The organism is Phycisphaerae bacterium, from assembly GCA_024102815.1.
In the GTDB taxonomy this organism is placed as follows: Bacteria; Planctomycetota; Phycisphaerae; order UBA1845; family UBA1845; genus JAGFJJ01.
Map to the genome: position 1 here is coordinate 54,613 of JAGFJJ010000032.1, position 16,486 is coordinate 71,098.

General features: G+C 62.3%; 17 protein-coding genes. 11 read left to right on the top strand and 6 right to left on the bottom strand.

Translation table 11 applies throughout. The annotated features are described in order from the left end of the window. Positions 1-272 precede the first annotated feature (272 nt). From larC to J5J06_08885, 6 genes are all read left to right on the top strand, one after another. Entirely contained in the window at positions 273-1,457 is a 1,185-nt protein-coding gene (gene larC, locus J5J06_08860; protein MCO6437182.1) for a nickel pincer cofactor biosynthesis protein LarC, read from the top strand. 42 nt (positions 1,458-1,499) lie between these two features. Next, positions 1,500-2,105 carry a hypothetical protein gene (locus tag J5J06_08865; protein ID MCO6437183.1) on the top strand — a complete coding sequence of 202 codons (606 nt, stop codon included), beginning with the start codon at positions 1,500-1,502 and terminating at the stop codon, positions 2,103-2,105. A gap of 184 nt (positions 2,106-2,289) precedes the next feature. Further along, on the top strand, positions 2,290-3,105 hold the full coding sequence (locus J5J06_08870; protein ID MCO6437184.1) for a hypothetical protein: 816 nt from the start codon (positions 2,290-2,292) through the stop codon (positions 3,103-3,105). A gap of 177 nt (positions 3,106-3,282) precedes the next feature. After that, positions 3,283-4,251, top strand: a complete 969-nt coding sequence (locus tag J5J06_08875; GenBank protein ID MCO6437185.1) for a hypothetical protein — start codon at positions 3,283-3,285, stop codon at positions 4,249-4,251. A gap of 114 nt (positions 4,252-4,365) precedes the next feature. Further along, on the top strand, positions 4,366-4,704 hold the full coding sequence (locus J5J06_08880; protein MCO6437186.1) for an STAS domain-containing protein: 339 nt from the start codon (positions 4,366-4,368) through the stop codon (positions 4,702-4,704). A gap of 24 nt (positions 4,705-4,728) precedes the next feature. After that, positions 4,729-5,277 carry a hypothetical protein gene (locus J5J06_08885; GenBank protein MCO6437187.1) on the top strand — a complete coding sequence of 183 codons (549 nt, stop codon included), beginning with the start codon at positions 4,729-4,731 and terminating at the stop codon, positions 5,275-5,277. A gap of 30 nt (positions 5,278-5,307) precedes the next feature. On the opposite strand, the gene J5J06_08890 is transcribed toward J5J06_08885, so the two are convergent. Both J5J06_08890 and J5J06_08895 read right to left on the bottom strand, forming a co-directional pair. Continuing rightward, positions 5,308-5,502 carry a hypothetical protein gene (locus tag J5J06_08890; protein MCO6437188.1) on the bottom strand — a complete coding sequence of 65 codons (195 nt, stop codon included), beginning with the start codon at positions 5,500-5,502 and terminating at the stop codon, positions 5,308-5,310. 26 nt (positions 5,503-5,528) lie between these two features. After that, positions 5,529-6,836 (bottom strand): SH3 domain-containing protein, encoded by a 1,308-nt coding sequence (locus J5J06_08895; GenBank protein ID MCO6437189.1) that lies wholly within the window; start codon positions 6,834-6,836, stop codon positions 5,529-5,531. Positions 6,837-6,995: 159 nt separating this feature from the next. Between J5J06_08895 and pabB the strand changes: the two genes are divergently transcribed. Genes pabB through J5J06_08910 form a run of 3 tightly spaced genes read left to right on the top strand, consistent with a single transcriptional unit; the run spans position 6,996 to position 10,497 of the window. Then, positions 6,996-8,465 carry an aminodeoxychorismate synthase component I gene (pabB, locus tag J5J06_08900; protein ID MCO6437190.1) on the top strand — a complete coding sequence of 490 codons (1,470 nt, stop codon included), beginning with the start codon at positions 6,996-6,998 and terminating at the stop codon, positions 8,463-8,465. Next, on the top strand, positions 8,462-9,328 hold the full coding sequence (locus J5J06_08905) for an aminotransferase class IV family protein (GenBank protein MCO6437191.1): 867 nt from the start codon (positions 8,462-8,464) through the stop codon (positions 9,326-9,328). The genes pabB and J5J06_08905 overlap by 4 nt, the downstream gene beginning before the upstream one ends. Beyond that, complete coding sequence (locus tag J5J06_08910; protein MCO6437192.1) at positions 9,325-10,497, top strand: Nif3-like dinuclear metal center hexameric protein; 1,173 nt, start codon at positions 9,325-9,327, stop codon at positions 10,495-10,497. The genes J5J06_08905 and J5J06_08910 overlap by 4 nt, the downstream gene beginning before the upstream one ends. 7 nt (positions 10,498-10,504) lie before the next feature. On the opposite strand, the gene J5J06_08915 is transcribed toward J5J06_08910, so the two are convergent. The 4 genes from J5J06_08915 to J5J06_08930 form a co-directional block, all read right to left on the bottom strand. Further along, complete coding sequence (locus J5J06_08915) at positions 10,505-12,340, bottom strand: matrixin family metalloprotease (GenBank protein ID MCO6437193.1); 1,836 nt, start codon at positions 12,338-12,340, stop codon at positions 10,505-10,507. Further along, the gene (locus J5J06_08920) at positions 12,337-13,197 is read right to left on the bottom strand and encodes a hypothetical protein (GenBank protein MCO6437194.1); all 861 of its coding nucleotides are present in this window, start codon (positions 13,195-13,197) and stop codon (positions 12,337-12,339) included. Before J5J06_08920 ends, J5J06_08915 begins: the two co-directional genes overlap by 4 nt. A 266-nt stretch (positions 13,198-13,463) precedes the next feature. Beyond that, complete coding sequence (locus J5J06_08925) at positions 13,464-14,540, bottom strand: DUF481 domain-containing protein (protein ID MCO6437195.1); 1,077 nt, start codon at positions 14,538-14,540, stop codon at positions 13,464-13,466. Between the two features lie 115 nt (positions 14,541-14,655). Then, complete coding sequence (locus tag J5J06_08930; protein MCO6437196.1) at positions 14,656-14,874, bottom strand: hypothetical protein; 219 nt, start codon at positions 14,872-14,874, stop codon at positions 14,656-14,658. Between the two features lie 170 nt (positions 14,875-15,044). Between J5J06_08930 and thiL the strand changes: the two genes are divergently transcribed. Beyond that, on the top strand, positions 15,045-15,953 hold the full coding sequence (gene thiL / locus J5J06_08935; protein MCO6437197.1) for a thiamine-phosphate kinase: 909 nt from the start codon (positions 15,045-15,047) through the stop codon (positions 15,951-15,953). Further along, positions 15,950-16,441 (top strand): tRNA (adenosine(37)-N6)-threonylcarbamoyltransferase complex ATPase subunit type 1 TsaE, encoded by a 492-nt coding sequence (tsaE, locus tag J5J06_08940; protein MCO6437198.1) that lies wholly within the window; start codon positions 15,950-15,952, stop codon positions 16,439-16,441. Before thiL ends, tsaE begins: the two co-directional genes overlap by 4 nt. Positions 16,442-16,486: the final 45 nt, after the last annotated feature.

The following is a 16,486-nucleotide window of genomic DNA, read 5'->3' on the forward strand; positions in this document are numbered from 1 at the left end:
GGATAATTATTGCGTTTTTTTCCACGCCCGGAGCCCGCCGATTCCCTGACTCCAACGGACACTGAGTCGGCAGGGGATCGCCGAGACTTCGAACCAGAATTCCACAGCAAACGGGATCTTTCTGGTACCCCTGCTCAGCCGACCGCCGCCCGGCTTGTCCGGCTCCCGCCTCGCCGAAGCCTCGGCTCGGTTCATCCCGGACGGCGGATCTATCCATATTGCAATGGACATCCCCCGCCGGTAGCGTCGTACGGAAATATCAGAGCAGAACCATGAGGATTGCCTATTTCGATTGCTTCAGCGGGGCCGGCGGCGACATGATCGCGGCGGCCCTGATTGACGCCGGTGCCGACCCTGACGCCCTCCGAGGTCAGCTCGATTCGCTCGGACTCGCCGGTTACCAACTGGAGATCGGCAAGGTTTCGAAGCAGGGGTTCGCCGGCACCCGCTTCCGCGTCGAGCTCGATGCTTCCGCCCCCCGTCCGCACCGGCACCTCAAGCATGTCGTGGAAATCATTGAGCGGTCCTCGCTATCGGAACGGGCCCAAGCCACGAGCATCGCCGTCTTCCGACGCCTCGCCGAGGCCGAATCCAAGGTGCATGGTTGTGCCATGGAGCAAGTCCATTTTCACGAAGTCGGTGCCGTCGACGCCATTTTGGATGTGACTTCAGCGGCGATCTGCCTGGAGCTCCTGGGCATCAAACGGGTGGACTGTTCGCCCCTGCCGGTCGGATCGGGAACCATAACCTGCGAGCACGGCGTGATGCCCGTTCCCGCTCCGGCGACGGCCGAGCTCCTCCACGGGGTTCCCATCGCGGCCTCTGAGGAAACAGGCGAACTGACCACCCCCACCGCCGCCGCGATTCTGACAACGCTGGCCGAGGGTTACGGTCCGGTGCCTGCCATGCGGCTTCAGTCCACGGGGTATGGAGCCGGGACGCGGGAGGGTCGGCACCGCCCCAATCTCCTGCGGGTGTTGATCGGAGAATCGTCCGCCTCCGGGGAATCCGACCTTGTCAGCATCCTGGAGACCAATCTGGACGACGCCACGCCGCAGACGGTCGCTTTCGCCACGGAACGGCTGCTCGCCACGGGTGCACTGGATGTCTACACCGTGCCGATAGGGATGAAGAAGGGACGCGCGGGCGTTCTTCTGACCGTGCTCTGCGACGTGCAACGCACGGCCGAGTTCGAGAAAATCATATTTGCCGAAACCCCGACGCTGGGTATTCGCAAGTTTCAAGTGCAGCGGGCCAAGCTCCACCGGCGCATCGAAACCGTACAAACGGCGTATGGGCCGATTCGCGTGAAGCTCGCGGAGCATGGCGGCACAATCGTCACCGCAAGTCCGGAATACGAGGACTGCCGTGAAGCCGCCCTGCGGGAGGGAATTCCGCTGCGGGTCATTCTTGAGACCGCCCGGCTCGCGTGGCAAAGCAGGCCGGGGCGCGGCTAAACCCGGCGGTCGATCGAACTCATCCGACAGGGACGTCATGCCATGAGCTTACTGGAAAGCGCCGCCGCCCGAACCCATATTGAGCAGTCCGTGCACGTGGTTGCCGCCTGGATCAGCCCCGGTCAGTTGGGCCTGCTGGGCGTACTGATCGTCGCCCTGACGATTCTCATGATGATTACTCGACGGCGGATTCAGACCCACACCGGACTTCCCGGCCCCAACGCGCGAGAGCTGTATCAATCTCGAAACGCCCATGCGGATGCTTCACGTCGGGAAGTGGAGGAAGCCATTCTGGAGCTTGACCGCGTCGCCCGGCAGGTTCATGGCCAGCTTGACACGCGATTCGCGAGGCTCGAGGCGCTGATTCGCGCGGCCGACGAGCGCATCCAGAAGCTCGATCGAGCGATGAACGCGGACGGCCATGCCCCGGCGCTCGACGTGGTCGTCGATGGTCCAGAGGGTGATCCCAACCATGCAGCGCCGTCCGCAAACGCAGCGCCGGATTCGCATGCCGAGATTCACCGCCTCGCCGATCAGGGACTCAGCGCCGCTGAGATTGCCCATCGGGAAGAGCGTCCGGTCGGGGAAATCGAGTTGATCCTCGCCCTGCGCAAAGCCCGCTCGACCGATCCGCTTGGCGTTCGGTAAGAAGCCCATCTTTTCGCCTGGCTGTGGCCAATTCCGGCATTCGTTCTGAACTGGCGACAATTCAGCACAGTACCACACTTTCCCGGACGCTTGCGCAACGTGAAATCTGGTCTTGTCGGGCGTATGATGACCGTAGCCTGCGACGCACGGACGAAAGCGGACAGGGGTTGGGAGCAAGTCGATTATGGGCCTTTGCGTTACGTTCGTCAGCGGATTGCGACGCTGCGGCAAGAGTACGCTCATCCGCGCCATGATCGACCAGCTCTGGAAGCGGCCGCCGCACTACATCCGGCTGGTCAAGTCCGGCGGCGACAAGACCCGGCCTCCCCCGTCCGCCAAGCCCAATGGCGACTGTGGCGTGGCGACCGCCCGGTGGCTGGAATACGACGATGAACGCATCTTTGAGCTCCTGGGCGAAACGCTGACCGCACTTCACAAGCAGGACCGCTACGGTTCCGTCGTGGTCGAGGCCGACGCGGAGCCCATCCTCCGCTGGGCCTACCCCTACGACCACCGGGTGTTTGTCATGCCGGTTCCGGAGTCGCTGGGTGACATTTTTCGCGATCCCCAGCGGGCGGCCGTCGAGCTCCAACGTGTTCTGGATGACACGCAGGCCTTTGCCTCGGAGATTTTCGGACTCTTCAGCGACGAGTTGATGGACGACGGCGACACGCACGAAGAGCGGAGCGCACTCTCGAAAACACAGCTACGGGGCTTCCTCCACTCGCCGCTCGGGGACGAATTGGCTACGCGAATCCAGCTCAGTCCGCCCTACCACGGGCTGGTCGAAAGCGACCTCATCATCATCAACGACAAAGTGGGCGCGCCAACCCAGGATACACCGACCTGCATCCGCCGCATCGAGCGTTTGCTGGACCGCATTCGCCTCGCTTCGGGTCGCGCAAACCAGTTGTTTCATTGCGACCCCCTCGATTTCTCTTCATCGACCGGCAAGCGACTCCTCAAGGCACTCAAGCCCATGTGCTTGGGCGGCAAGTGAGACGCATCCGATCACAGGATATCACAACCAGGAACGCGCGGCCTGTGCGCAAGCCTTGTCACGCAGAGAACGTGGGCATAGTCTGGCCTCGCTTTCACATCGTTTCCGCACGCGAGGACTCAATGTGATCGCATGTCGGGCGGATTCGGAAAGTGATGCAGAACAGGACTTGACCGCATGGCCGTGGTCGTCGGCATCGATGAAGCGGGTTACGGCCCGATGCTCGGACCGCTGGTGGTGAGCGGCACCGCGTTCCGTGTTCCCGATGACCAGGCCCGGGAATGCCTGTGGACGCGGTTGCGTCGAACCTGCTCCCGGAAACCGACGCCGCGCGGCCGCAAGCTCGCCATCGCGGACAGCAAAATCCTGTACAAACCTGGCTTGGGACCGAACGGATTGTCCCTGCTTGAACGCGCCTTCCTGGTCATGCTGGCAACAACGGGTGTCCGGCCGCGATTCTTCAGCGAGCTGCTCGAATACCTCGCCCCGCACGCCCTGAAGGCGGCAGGATCCCAGCCCTGGTATGCCGAAACGGGGTTCGCGCTGCCCCTCGCCCCGGACACGGGAGACGTCGGAACACGTGCCAACGCCGTCCTCCGCGACTGCCGGGAGGGCGGAATCGTGCCCGTCGCCCTGGTCAGTGAGACGCTCCTGGAGGACGAATTCAATCGGAGGCTCCGGGCCACGCGGAACAAGGCCGTCGTCTTGCTGGGTCAAGTGCTCCGGGTCGTCGAGCGGATCCGGCTGCTGGTTCCCGGCGAATCGCTTCTCGTACACGTGGATCGTCTTGGAGGTCGCGTGCATTATCGGGAGTGGATCGGGCTTTCCTGGCCTGGAAATCTCTCCGTCCTCGAGGAGGCTCCGGAATCGAGCCGCTATTCCGTCACGTGCGACGGCTTGTCCATGGAGATTGATTTCACCGTCGGGGGAGAGAATAAGCACCTTCCGATCGCGCTTGCCAGCATTGCGAGCAAGTACGTCCGGGAACTCTACATGTACGCGTTCAATACATACTGGTCATCGAAGAAGGAATCGTTGCGGCCGACGGCCGGCTACTTCAACGATGCACTTCGGTGGATCGCGGATGCGGCCGAACTGCTGGAGCGAGCCGGCGTGGATCGCGCCTCGCTTGTACGGGAAAGATGAGAAACCGCTTTTGGGGAGTGGAATGGTGAAATCCTTCTCCGGAACTCGCTCAAAGTTCGTTGACAGAGCTGCGTCGCCGCGTTAAGGTCACATCGTCCGAAGGGGAGTCACCTTGTGTCCATCGAGCGCTGGTCCGACAACATCCTGGTCGTAGACCTTCAAGACGACCCGGCCTTTACTGACGATCTTAACGCGCTGATCGATCAGGGTGAGGCCGATGGACAAACCGCGGTCATTCTGGACTTCAAGGGTGTCAACTACGTCAATTCTTCCAACATCGCAAAGCTGCTCAAGCTACGCAAGAAGCTGCTGACGGAGAAGCGCCGTCTGGTTCTCTGCGAGATCAATACGAACGTCTGGGGCCTGTTCCTGGTCACCGGGCTGGACAAGGTCTTCGAGTTCACCGACAACGTCGCGATCGCGCTCGCCGGCGTGCAGATGGCCTCTCAATAACCTGTCGGGAAAGGGCCTTGCGGCATGGAGCGAGCGGCATTCTTCGCCTGGATCGTGACGGCCGTTCTGCTGGGCGGCTGCCGTGCCACGGGTCCTCGAGCAACCGAGTACAGTTTGAGTCCGGAGATCTCCGTGCCTCGCGAGCTGGCGCTTGCTGCGGTCGAATCAGCGTTGATCGAGCAGGGACTGAAGATCGAGTCGCGCGATTGGGCTGCGGGCCTGATTCAGACCGCGCCGGTTCCGATTCCGAATCGCAATGTGGATTTCATCACCTCGGCGCGACTAAGCACGCCGCGCCCGCAGCGCATGATTGTCGACGTTCGGGTGGTCGAAGCGGACGGCGCCAACCAAGTCTATTGCCGGGCGCGCGTGCAGCAGCAGGTGTCCCAGGCATACCGCATGGCAACTGAGGATTGGCGGGGAGATGATCGGCCGGGAGTTACGCCAATCGAAGCGGAGGCCGGTTCCACCGCCGAACAGAACGTCGTCTGGGAATTCGCCCGGCGTGACCGTCGGATGGAGCGCATGATCGTCGACGCCGTCACCAGCCGTCTCGCTGCCGATGGTGGCTAGCGCCCGCGGCCGGACTCCGCGGGCGAAGCATCACGGTATCAGATTGAAGCTGCTGAATACGAAGTTTTGCACCACGGTGCCGATGATCGAATTGGCCAGCCCGGCAACGATCTGCTGCTGGTCGATGCTGCAACTGCCCGCCTGAAGCAGCACAGCCGCGCTTGCTACAGAAACGAAACGGCGCGTCCACCTCTTCCATTGACGTTTCATCTCGGTCACTCCCATCGCGACGCTCAATACATACGTCGGTATCAGCCACGATCCTGCGTGGAGGCGTCGTCATTATCCAGCAGAACAAGTTCGCGAACAACATAGACGGGAACGGGATCGACCGTACCGGTTTGGAGACGGCTGGAGGTGGACCGTACCCCGACACGATGCCCAAGGTACTTGTCCAGATCGATGGTCATGTCCGGCGGAATCTCGACGTACGCGATGGTTCTCGGCCTGTCGCCATCGACATCGACGAGCCGTAAGCGCTTCGGCGTCGCCGAGTTGGCAAAAACCGCACTTTCCCGCAGCACACCCTCGGCATCCAGACCGGCCGGCGTCGGCGTAGTCAGAGCGCTCATCGTGCTCCGTTGCTGAATGTACCGGAGGCGGAGTTCCTCGCTTTGCTCATCGATCTTTCGCATCTGGGCGATGGCGGCGTCCAGCGAAGCCATTTCCTCAAGCTGTTGCAACCTCGCTTCTGCGTATCGCTGTGCAAGCTCGTCGTCGTTCTGGTCTGCAACCGCGCGCAACTCTTTGCTGATTGTTCCGAAATCCCGCGCGTCCGCGTCCTTTTCCATCTCCCGCTGGATCGTCCGCTCAATCTCGACGAGTTGCAATCGCTCCGGCGTGCTCGGCAACCCCTTCAGAGCTGAATCCGTCCCGGTAATGATCACCGGAGTTGCACGACGCGAGGGCGATATCCTCTGAGTTCGCTGAGTCGGTGCCGATGCGGTCGACGTCGGCGGGTTGGATGGAGCGCTAGATGGCGCGTTGGAATCGACCGAAGTCGGTTGCGAGCCGGCGGGTGGGGCATGGCCGGCAAGATTCACCAAGCTCGAAGAAATCCAGACCGACACGCCGCTCGGCGGACGGATACGGAGGTAGCCGTCGGCACTCTCGCCCAGAATCGTCACCTCCGTACCTCGAGATACCTTCATCTGAAGTGTCGAACGGTGCCGCTCGAATGGCGGAAGATCGGACCCGGCCCGGATAAGAACGTTGTTGCCGTTTACGACACCATGAACGTTGTCCGGTGTATCAACGTACTCGGCCGAAATCCAACTGAATACGTTCGATGGTGGAACGATTTCGTACCACTCTCCGGTCTGTCCGATGACGGTCACGCGGTCGCCGGCGTTCAGTTTTGAAACAGGATAATAGTTCGAGCTAGGACCGCTTCGCACGTAGACATCATTACCGGTGACTTCGCCCGCCACAGGACTTGTGGGCGCCGGCGGGTTAGTCTGGGCGAAGGCCCCGGCGGAGAACAACACCAGGCCCCAGGCCGCCCCCCAAGTTCCGCCGACAAGATTCAGACCTCGTCTTTTTGGGGTTCCCAGCGACATGACTGCCAACTCCTTCGACCCGATCCTGTGAAATCAGCCTCGCCAAACCGCGCACGCTAATCCGCGCGGACGACGCTGTCAACGCGGGACGCTTCGTGCCAGCCGGGATCGGTTCGCTTACACTTTCCTACGGTGAATTCCGCCGGTTTCGGAGCTCCCATGCCGTCCATCATCACGGAATTCGAACGGCTTTCCGTCCGGTGCGAGATCGGCGCCGCGATTGCGGCGCTGGCTCCGCGCAACGGAACTGCCATTCTCGAAAGCGCTTACGGGAATCCGCGGTTCTCTCGATACAGCATACTGGCGGACGACCCCGTTGATGAGTTCAAGTGGTTGTCGCACTCCGACGGCGACGCCATCGAAGCACTTCACGAAGCCACATCGAGGTTGTTTGGTCACCAAAGCCAGGAAGTACAAGAGAGGCTCGGGGATTACCACGGCGTGGCAGAGCCCAATGGACCCGCGTGCGGATGGATAGGCTACTTCGCCTACGAGGCCGGATTGGGACGAGGCGACGCCGCTCCGGTTCTGCATCGACACTCCCCGGCGAAGCTCGCCCATCTGCGATTCTACGACACCATGGCGGTGTATGACCGGCTCGAGAATCGGTGGTACGCCGCCGGGATCGATTGGCCGCGAAGCTCGGCCCAGTCCGGCAATCGGCCGGCACTTCGAGATCGACTCCGTGCCCAGGAAACGCGACTGCGGAATATCGCAGAGCGATCGATTCCGTTGGGCCATGAGTCGTCATCGGCGCCACCCGCTGATATTGAATCGAACATGAGCCATGAGGCCTATTGCCGACACGTAGCGCGCATCAAAGGACACATCGAAGCCGGAGATGTCTATCAAGTCAACCTGACGCAGCGGTTCGCGATCCGCTCCCAACTGTCACACACTGAAGCGTACATGCGTCTCAGGAATATCAGTCAGCCGGCTCACGGCGCCCTGCTGGTGCATGATGATTACGCCGTCCTGTCCTCCTCGCCGGAGCTCTTTCTGCAGCTCGATGGGCGGCGCGTGATCACACGCCCTATCAAAGGCACTCGTCCGCGAACCGGCAATCCCGCCGTCGACCGGATCCACCGCGACGAGCTGCAGACCTGCGTGAAAGAACGAGCAGAGTTGGTGATGATCGTCGACCTCATGCGCAACGACCTTGGCCGCGTTTGTCGCCCCGGCAGCATCCGCGTAGTCGAAGCCGCGGCAATTGAAGAGCACCCCACCGTGTTCCATCAGGTCGCGACCATCCACGGCCATCTGGCCGAAGGGCGTGGCTGGGCGGACCTGCTTCGCGCAACGTTCCCGCCCGGATCGGTCACCGGCGCGCCGAAAATCCGGGCGATGCAGATCATCGACGAACTGGAACCGACGCCGCGCGACGTGTATTGTGGGTCGATCGGTCGCATCGGCGTGGATGGTTCACTCTCGCTCAATGTGGCGATCCGGACCATGATCCATCGCCGAGGCGTGTTTCACTGCTACGCGGGCGGAGCCATCGTTGCGGACGGCGTAGCCGAGCGGGAGTACGAGGAAATCATGACGAAAGCCTCAGGCATGTTCCGGGCGCTCGGGGCCGGACCCCAAGATCCGGCGCATGCCCGCGACGTGGAGGTTTCCATATCATGACACCTACCGTGTACTACAACGGCCGACTCGTCCCCGAAAGCGAGGCGCACGTCGGCGTCGACGACGGCGGCTGGCTGCACGGCGCCGGACTGTTCGAAACCATGCGGGCGGAATCGGAGCGCGTCTTCCGGCTGGACGACCATCTGAGTCGCCTCCGTCGATCGGCGGAGGTGCTGCTGCACGTCTTGCACCCGGAAATTCTGCCAACGGGCGATGATCTTTCCGGGCTCATACGGGCCAACGGGCTGCGCTCCGCGCGGCTGCGGCTTACCGTCTCTGCCGGATCGATGCGGGGCGGAGACTCGACCGAAGCACCTCGTCTAAACGTCTGCGTTTCAGTCAGCCCGCTGGCCCAACCCCCGCCGGAGGTCTATGCCCGCGGGGTACAGGTCAAGCTGTGCAGTTTCCGCACATCTCCTTCCGATCCGCTTGCGGGACACAAGTGTACGTCCTACCTCGGCCGCTTGCTTGGTCTTCGAGAAGCACAGCGGGCGCAGTGTTTCGAGGCACTCTGGTTTACGACGCTGAATCACCTTGCAGAGGGTTCCATCAGCAACGTTTTCCTCGTCCGCGACGGCGCGCTGCTGACACCGCCACTGAGCACGCCCGTGCTTCCCGGAATCGCTCGCGACACGACGTTGACGCTCGCCCGCGCGCTTGGGATCGAAGCGCGTGAGCAGGTGCTGTCCATCGACGACCTGCTCGAAGCTGAGGAGGTGTTTCTGACGAACGTTGTTTTTCAGGTCCTCCCCGTCGTTCGAATCGAGCGGCGCGACATCGGAGAAGGCGCAGTCGGCTCAATGAGTAAGCGGCTGCTGAATGCGTTCACCGATTACGTACGAAGAGAATGCGGTTTGTCATGAAGCGACCAACACCCAAGAGGCTGCGGAGCACGACTCCGCGGCGAACGAGGGGCAAAGCGGCGGCGACGGTAGCCGACGTCGAATCCGCGATGGACAGGATCGCGCCGCCGTCGCTCGCCCAGGATTGGGACAACGTAGGGCTTCTCGTCGGCGACCGCGCCGCACGTGTCCAGCGCGCGATGTTATGCATTGATCTGACCCCGGCCGTGGTCGATGAGGCGGTCAAGTCCCAAGCCGACTTTCTGATGACGTACCATCCACCGCTGTTCCGGCCCGTCAAGCGATTGATCATGTCCGACGGCGACATGGAGTCCCTCGTCCTGCGGTGCATCCAGGCGGGCATCGCCATCTACGCGCCGCACACCGCCCTGGACGCGGCCGAGGGCGGAACGAACGACGCGCTTTCCAACCTGTGCGGGCTGGCGCATGCGGAGCCGCTGGAGTTCGCCTCCCCACCGCCGGGAACGCTGTTCAAGCTCATCACCTTTGTTCCTGCGGACCATCTAGACCGCGTGGCTGACGGTCTGTTCGAAGCCGGCGCAGGACACATCGGCGGTTACAGCCATTGCAGCTATCGACTCGCCGGACAGGGCACGTTTCTCGGCGGGGAATCCACGAACCCCACGGTCGGAAAGCGCGGGAAGCTTGAACAGGTGGACGAGATGCGCATCGAAGTAGTCGTCCCGCAGAAGTCCTTGCCGAAGGTGTGCGCGGCGCTGCGCAGCGCCCATCCCTACGAAGAGCCCGCCTTCGACCTCTATCCGCTACAAGCTCCGCCAGTTCAAGGAATCGGGCGCGTGGGCATGTTCCCCGGACCGGTGACCCTCGAGGCCCTCGCGGCGAAGCTGAGGAGATCTACCAAGACGGCCAATGTGCAACTTGTCGGAGACCCCAAACGAACGATCTACCGCGCGGTAATCGTCGCGGGCGCGGCAGGGTCGCTGCCCCTCAAGGCGCAACTCGGCAGGGATGACGTCATCATCACCGGTGAAATACGCCATCACGACGCGCTGACATTTTCCCGGCTGGGTTGCACAGCGATTGCACTGGGGCATTGGGCAAGCGAGCGGCCTGTCCTGGCATCGCTCCGCGATCGGCTGGCGAATGCCTTGCCTCACGTTGACGTGGCGATCAGCGAATCAGATACCGATCCGTTCAGACCACTGTAGAACGAGGTCAAGGAGCGAACTCGCGCTGAAGGGACGCGGCGTCGCGCAGGTCAAGATCGCCGTCGGCGTCGCCATCTCCGCAGGAACACGAAACGGCGAGCGAGGCGCCGGGGCCATTCGCGCATCCCGCGAACAGCGACCAGTCGCGCAGATCGATGCGCGCATCTGCGTTGTAGTCTCCGGGCATGGCCAGCAACCGGAACGACGCGCTGCCGCCGCCCACGGCATTCAGGGCTCGAATGGTCACGAGGTAGGGCGCGCTACTCGGCACTGGATTGGGCCATGTGAGCACGCCAGAATCTGCGTTCATGTGGACACCGGATGGGCCGGTTTCGAGCAGCCAAGCAATGATTGGATCCATGCAACCCGGATCGACGACTGAGGGCGGCGCGTGCGACCACGCGGGGGAGCATGTGACGCGAACATCGGGAAGCGGGATCAGCACGGGCGCCACCGGCTGGACTCCGAGAAAGAACGGCTGCGTGGTGGTCCCTGCGGAGTTCGTGGCTCGAACCTGCACGACGTAAAGGAAATCTGACGACACCGGATCGGGCCACGTGATCACGCCGGTCGACGGTTGGATCGTCATGCCCGCCGGCGCTCCATCCAGGCTCCAGGTGATCGGCGCCATGTTCAGCGGACGACTCACCGTCGGCGCCGAGCCCACAAATGCAGCATCGCAGGAGACCACGCGCTGCGGAATCGGGTTGATGACCGGCGGCAACCGAAGGACCTCGATGGGGTCGCAGCAACGGGCGGCGTTGTTGTCCTCCCAGTTTTCGTTCAGCGCGTTGATGTCGTCGAGAATCGCCCCGACGTAATACTCCCCCGCGGGCAGATCGGCAGGCAGTGTAGCCGTCACGTCGAAGGCCAGCGCATCCCCCCCGGCAATGTCCCAATTGAGCGATCCCAGAAATTGATCCGACGTGTCGATCTGGGAATCCAGCGAAAGATAGAAGCCCTGACGAATGAAGAAGACGCTCGACGTCCCCATGTTCTCGATCACGCTGGGGATCGTGACGTCTTGCCCGGGGTACAACGCCGAGGGAGAACATTGCAGCGGCTCGGCACGCCCCAATGTACTGGAACTCGCGAATGACGAAGCGGCCAGATCGACGTAGGGTGTACCCGAAGGACCCGAATGCGGATAGAGGAAACGGGCGCCGCCGCGATCGTCGGCGTGCAACTCGATTATGTTATTCTGACCCAGTGTTCCGCCGCTGGGATACCGGGGATTCATCGTTGCCACGAACCAGGGATAGCCCGCCGGCTCGTCCCCGACAGGGTCGTGCCCCAATCCGATCGCATGACCCAATTCGTGGATGGCCACCAGTAGGAAACTGAAGCCGTTGTTCGGCGTCGGTGCATCGACCACGCGGCAATCCGGATTCGGGTCAAACGTATATCCCACATTGAGCGGCAGATCGGCGAACACGATGTCCATGTCGAACCAGTTGGCGCCGCTGTTCACCAGGAATGTCACGCCGAGCACGCCGGGATCGAGCTGTCCGGCGGGTACGGCCGCCGTGTCGTTGTACCCGTCGAAATGGTCCATCGGCGGATCCTCGCCCAGGCGAACGAACGAGTAGTTGAAGTCGGAGCCGGAAACGAGATTCCACTCCGCCATAGCCGAAAGAAACTGAATTTCCACCTCACTGCCGGGCGGAAATGTCGAGGGAGAAAGATAGCGGACGCTGTTCGCATCCAGCCAGACCACCGGCGTTCCGTTCAGAGTGTAGTAGGAATAGGCGGCGATCCGCGCGTCCCCGACGAGCACGAGCGCCCCCGCGGCGGCGACGATGAACGCCGCCTTCCAAGCTCCGCAATGACCCCGGGACTTCACCGACGCGCACCTCCAGCGCCACGCGACTTCACCGCACGCTCTTCCAACCCGGACGCCGGACGCCGCGGCGATCGAAGCGTGCCGGAAGAATCGTCCCGCTGCGAATGGGAACCCACAGCCCCACGGAGCGGGACCGGTGTGAATCGGACATCGGCCGGACGTGCGACTCGATTCGCGGTGTCGTACTTGTGGCTCGCATCGAGCACGGGCCGGAGCCCGTGGAGAAACGCTTCCAGAGAGATGGCCTCGGTCGGTTCCGGCCTGGAGGCAGGCATCGACACGCGCACCCCCGCTTCGGATACCAGCCGCGACGAATCCGATGACCGTTGCTGAATCCCCGCCGCGGCAGGCTCCCCTACCTGTATGAACCCGGCCTTGGGCACTTCGATGACCGGCTGCCGCCCGACCGTGAAGACGCGCGGAACGCCGGCGTCATCCTTCTCGACCCGGAAGGCCCCCTGGGAGATCCCCACTACAGGATGGGTTCGGTAATTGGGGAGCAGAAACAGTACCCATTCGTCGCCGACGGTGAACTCCGGCGCGCCGCAGACGCGAAGTGTGTACTCACCAACGGTTCCACCGGGAACGATGAGCTCGAGCGTCGAAGAGCCGTTCGCGGACTCCCCTTTCAGCATCCGCACGTCTTCAAGGACGATGCGCGAGCGAATGCCGGGATGCTCGTCGGTCTTGAAACTCTGGACGTCTGATATGCGCCCCACAACGACGCTTCCAGCGTAATCTGCCAGCTCCTCAACCGTCATGGGGGCGACGACGGATGCGGTAACTCGTTCGAATGCGACGAGCCCGGCTGCCAAAGAAACGGCAATTGCAATACGGACGCACGTTCCGCGAGGCACCGGCATTTCCCCCCAAGAATGCGCAAGACATGACTGATCGAAGAGCGATCGGCGCAACGCAAGTGCCCGACGCTCTCCATGAGCCCCGCTCGATCCTAGAACGCTACCTGGAGCACATCAAAGGGTATTCGGATGGGCCGAAAAGAAAGGTCCGGCCGCGCCCCGATGGAGTGATTTACCGGAACGGAACCGGACTTTTCCTTCACTTGGCCGGCAACGCCGCTCGAGGCGCTGCCACCCGCTATATGACGGGAACCCGTCTCTCGTCAGTACTTCAACTCGAGGACAATGTTCGCGTAGTACGTGTTGTCCAGTCGCTCGAGTCCAGGCGCGGGCATCGAGTTGTACTCGTTGCGCATGCCGACCTTGAACTTCCAGCGATTGTCCTTGAGCGGCAGGGCCAGCGCCGTGTCGAAATCAAGCCGATAGTTGCTGAAATCTTCGAGACTCGGGCTGTAGGTCGTGGAGTGCGTGAACTCGGCAAACTTGGCAAGCTGAACCCGGTAATCCAGCCCAAGGTCCGTAATGACGTCATCCTCGGTTCGCCCGTTGGTGTAATTCTCGTTACGATAACCAACACCGACCCGCGATTTGAGTTCGTGCTCAGGCTTGCGGAGCCAGTAGTAGCCCGCACCGGCGGCGGCGGTGGTACGCAGATCCAGATTCTCGAATTCGTCGTACTCCAACTCCAACCGCGTGTACCAGTACCAGCGGTCGGTGACATTCCCCTCGTACTTGACGCCCCCACGGTACTCGTTCTTGGTCCGCGCCTGATTCTGTTCGCTGTAGATTGCCGCCAAATAGAAGTTGAGCAGGTCGCTCTCGGTCTTGCGGATCAAGTCGAACCGGCCCTGGGCATCGAACGTTTCCGTATTACCCTCCGTCTTGTTACCTCCGGCCTCGAGCTTGATCGTCCAGTCAGGCCTGAGCGCTTCGATCTTCTTCTCCGCCTCCGCCCGCATGGCCACGACCTCGGGGCTTTCCGCGCTCGGACGCCAGATGAACTTCACCTTGTCCGTCGTCAGGGGAACCTCACCGACTTCGCTCTTCAGTCGACCCGCCTCGGAATCGGCCCCGGCTTCAATCACGCCGACAAGCCGGTCGCCGCTTGCGAATTCCACGTTGAGCGGCTCGGCACTGACAATGCCGGTCACCCGCGATAGATCGAGCACGAGCTTTCCCGCGAATTCGGTCGAGAGTGTAAGCTTCCCATCCGCCGCGCTTTCGATCGTACCGACCAGCTTGCTCCCGTCGCTGAGGTTCACTTCGTCGGCACGCACACTTGCCGACGACAGGACCAACCCCGCACACACCGCCAGTCCAAGCCGAATGATGACTTTCATGAATCCACCCGCCGCCAAGGGGAAACGCCAACGTGCAGCCGCTGCCGCAACATGGCCAAGCCGATCCGCAGAACACATCAGAAAGGACAACGACCAGTCCGACCCGCGCAGGGGACTACTCGTTGCTGAACGCGTTGTTGATCGCGTCCGTGATGTACATATCCAGAGGATTAATGATGGCGGTTCGCACCAGACTGATGATCAGTTCCCGGCCATCCAGCGTAAACGTCGTGCTGACCTGGCCGAAATTGCACCCGCCCAGTTGGAACAACATTCCCGCGCTCAATGCGGCTGCCGCCGCCCGCCGGGACAGCACCTTGCGAAGTTGCATCATGACCCCTACCCTTCTCGGATTAAACGGACTGCTAAGACAAGCGACCGCGCCTCGCGATCGGGCGACATGCTAGCCATGGTGGTAGGCATGTCAAGCACAAATCCGTGGCCCTCGAGACTTGCTCGCTTTGACCGTTTTCTCTTCCGCAACCTAACCAATGGGAGCCAGGATTGCCCGGCGACGAGCTCGACATTATTCAGTGGCTTTCTGGAAAACAGAAGCGGTGCGATCGTGTCCTCGCCGGGATTGGCGACGACATGGCGGTGCTTCGCGTCGACTCTGATCGTATCCTCCTCACCTGTGATATGTTGCTGGACGGTGTCCACTTCGACGCCGGCCACCACGATCCGGCAGCCATCGGGCGAAAGGCCCTGGCATGTAGTCTGAGCGACTGCGCCGCCATGGCCGTGCGACCGGTCGCGGCGCTGGCATCGGTGGCCCTCCCCGTGAACTTCGCTGCGGACGATGTACACCGGCTCCTTCTGGGTCTTCAAGATCTTGCGGAGGAATACGACGTCGTGCTCGTTGGCGGGGACACAACACGTTGGTCCAAGCCGCTGGTCATCGACGTCACCGTGGTCGCCGAGCCATTCACAGGAATCGATCCCGTCATGCGATCCGGCGCAAAGGTCGGCGATCGACTCTATGTGACCGGGCCACTAGGCGGCAGCCTCATGTCTCGACACCTGACCTTCACTCCGCGCGTTCGCGAGGCGAAAATAATCGCTGAGACGCTAGGCTCGGGGCTACACGCCATGATGGACATCAGCGACGGCCTGTCGCTCGATCTTTGGCGCATGACCCAGTCCTCGGGCGTGGGGGCGGAATTGTCGGAAACTCTGCTGGAACCGGTTATTCATGAGGACGCCCGCCGGCTGGCGGAGAAGGACAGGCGCGCGCCGCTCGATCATGCCTTGTCAGATGGCGAGGACTTTGAGCTGCTCCTTGCCGTTGAAGGCCGAGCCGAGGTCGGCGGAATCGGCTTGCATCCCGTGGGCATCGTGACCCCTTCCGGATTGACCCTGGTCGGCTCAGAGGGGACGGCAATCGCTCTTGAGCCTCGAGGATTCGTTCATTGACCGCATCGCCGCAAGATGAGCTGCTTTGGGCCTGCGATTCGCCCGAAGCGACGATGGCCGCGGCCGAGGCGCTCGGCCGGCGTCTGGTCGGCGGTTTGGCCATCGCCCTGATCGGTCCGCTGGGCGCCGGCAAGACACACTTCGTCAAAGGGCTGGCCATCGGCAATGGAGCCGGGCACGCCCGCGGCGTAACCAGTCCGACCTTTGTCCTGATGAACGAGTACGAAGGACGTTTCAAACTTTACCATCTGGATGCCTACCGTCTGCCCGACGCGTCCGCCGTTGCGGCGCTCGGCTTTGATGAGCTGCTCACTCCGGAGAGTGTTGTTGTTGTAGAATGGGCCGACCGCGTGCCATCCTTAATGCCGGAAGACTCGCTGTGGATTGAGCTCCATCCCCGCGGACCAACTCAGCGCGAACTTCGCGCCCGGGCCCGCTCCCGCTTCGCCGGAATGTGCCTGAGCGCCTGGGCCGAGACGCTGCGTTGACACGCCTTCGCGGCAGACCTATCGTCGCGCGAGTCGCGAGACGTA

Excerpts from the sequence above, each read along its gene's own strand:
- larC (MCO6437182.1), top strand. The coding sequence starts at position 273 with ATGAGGATTGCCTATTTCGATTGCTTCAGCGGGGCCGGCGGCGACATG.
- J5J06_08865 (MCO6437183.1), top strand. The coding sequence starts at position 1,500 with ATGAGCTTACTGGAAAGCGCCGCCGCCCGAACCCATATTGAGCAGTCC.
- J5J06_08870 (MCO6437184.1), top strand. The coding sequence starts at position 2,290 with ATGGGCCTTTGCGTTACGTTCGTCAGCGGATTGCGACGCTGCGGCAAG.
- J5J06_08875 (MCO6437185.1), top strand. The coding sequence starts at position 3,283 with ATGGCCGTGGTCGTCGGCATCGATGAAGCGGGTTACGGCCCGATGCTC.
- J5J06_08885 (MCO6437187.1), top strand. The coding sequence starts at position 4,729 with ATGGAGCGAGCGGCATTCTTCGCCTGGATCGTGACGGCCGTTCTGCTG.
- J5J06_08890 (MCO6437188.1), bottom strand. The coding sequence starts at position 5,502 with ATGGGAGTGACCGAGATGAAACGTCAATGGAAGAGGTGGACGCGCCGT.
- J5J06_08895 (MCO6437189.1), bottom strand. The coding sequence starts at position 6,836 with ATGTCGCTGGGAACCCCAAAAAGACGAGGTCTGAATCTTGTCGGCGGA.
- pabB (MCO6437190.1), top strand. The coding sequence starts at position 6,996 with ATGCCGTCCATCATCACGGAATTCGAACGGCTTTCCGTCCGGTGCGAG.
- J5J06_08905 (MCO6437191.1), top strand. The coding sequence starts at position 8,462 with ATGACACCTACCGTGTACTACAACGGCCGACTCGTCCCCGAAAGCGAG.
- J5J06_08910 (MCO6437192.1), top strand. The coding sequence starts at position 9,325 with ATGAAGCGACCAACACCCAAGAGGCTGCGGAGCACGACTCCGCGGCGA.
- J5J06_08925 (MCO6437195.1), bottom strand. The coding sequence starts at position 14,540 with ATGAAAGTCATCATTCGGCTTGGACTGGCGGTGTGTGCGGGGTTGGTC.
- J5J06_08930 (MCO6437196.1), bottom strand. The coding sequence starts at position 14,874 with ATGATGCAACTTCGCAAGGTGCTGTCCCGGCGGGCGGCGGCAGCCGCA.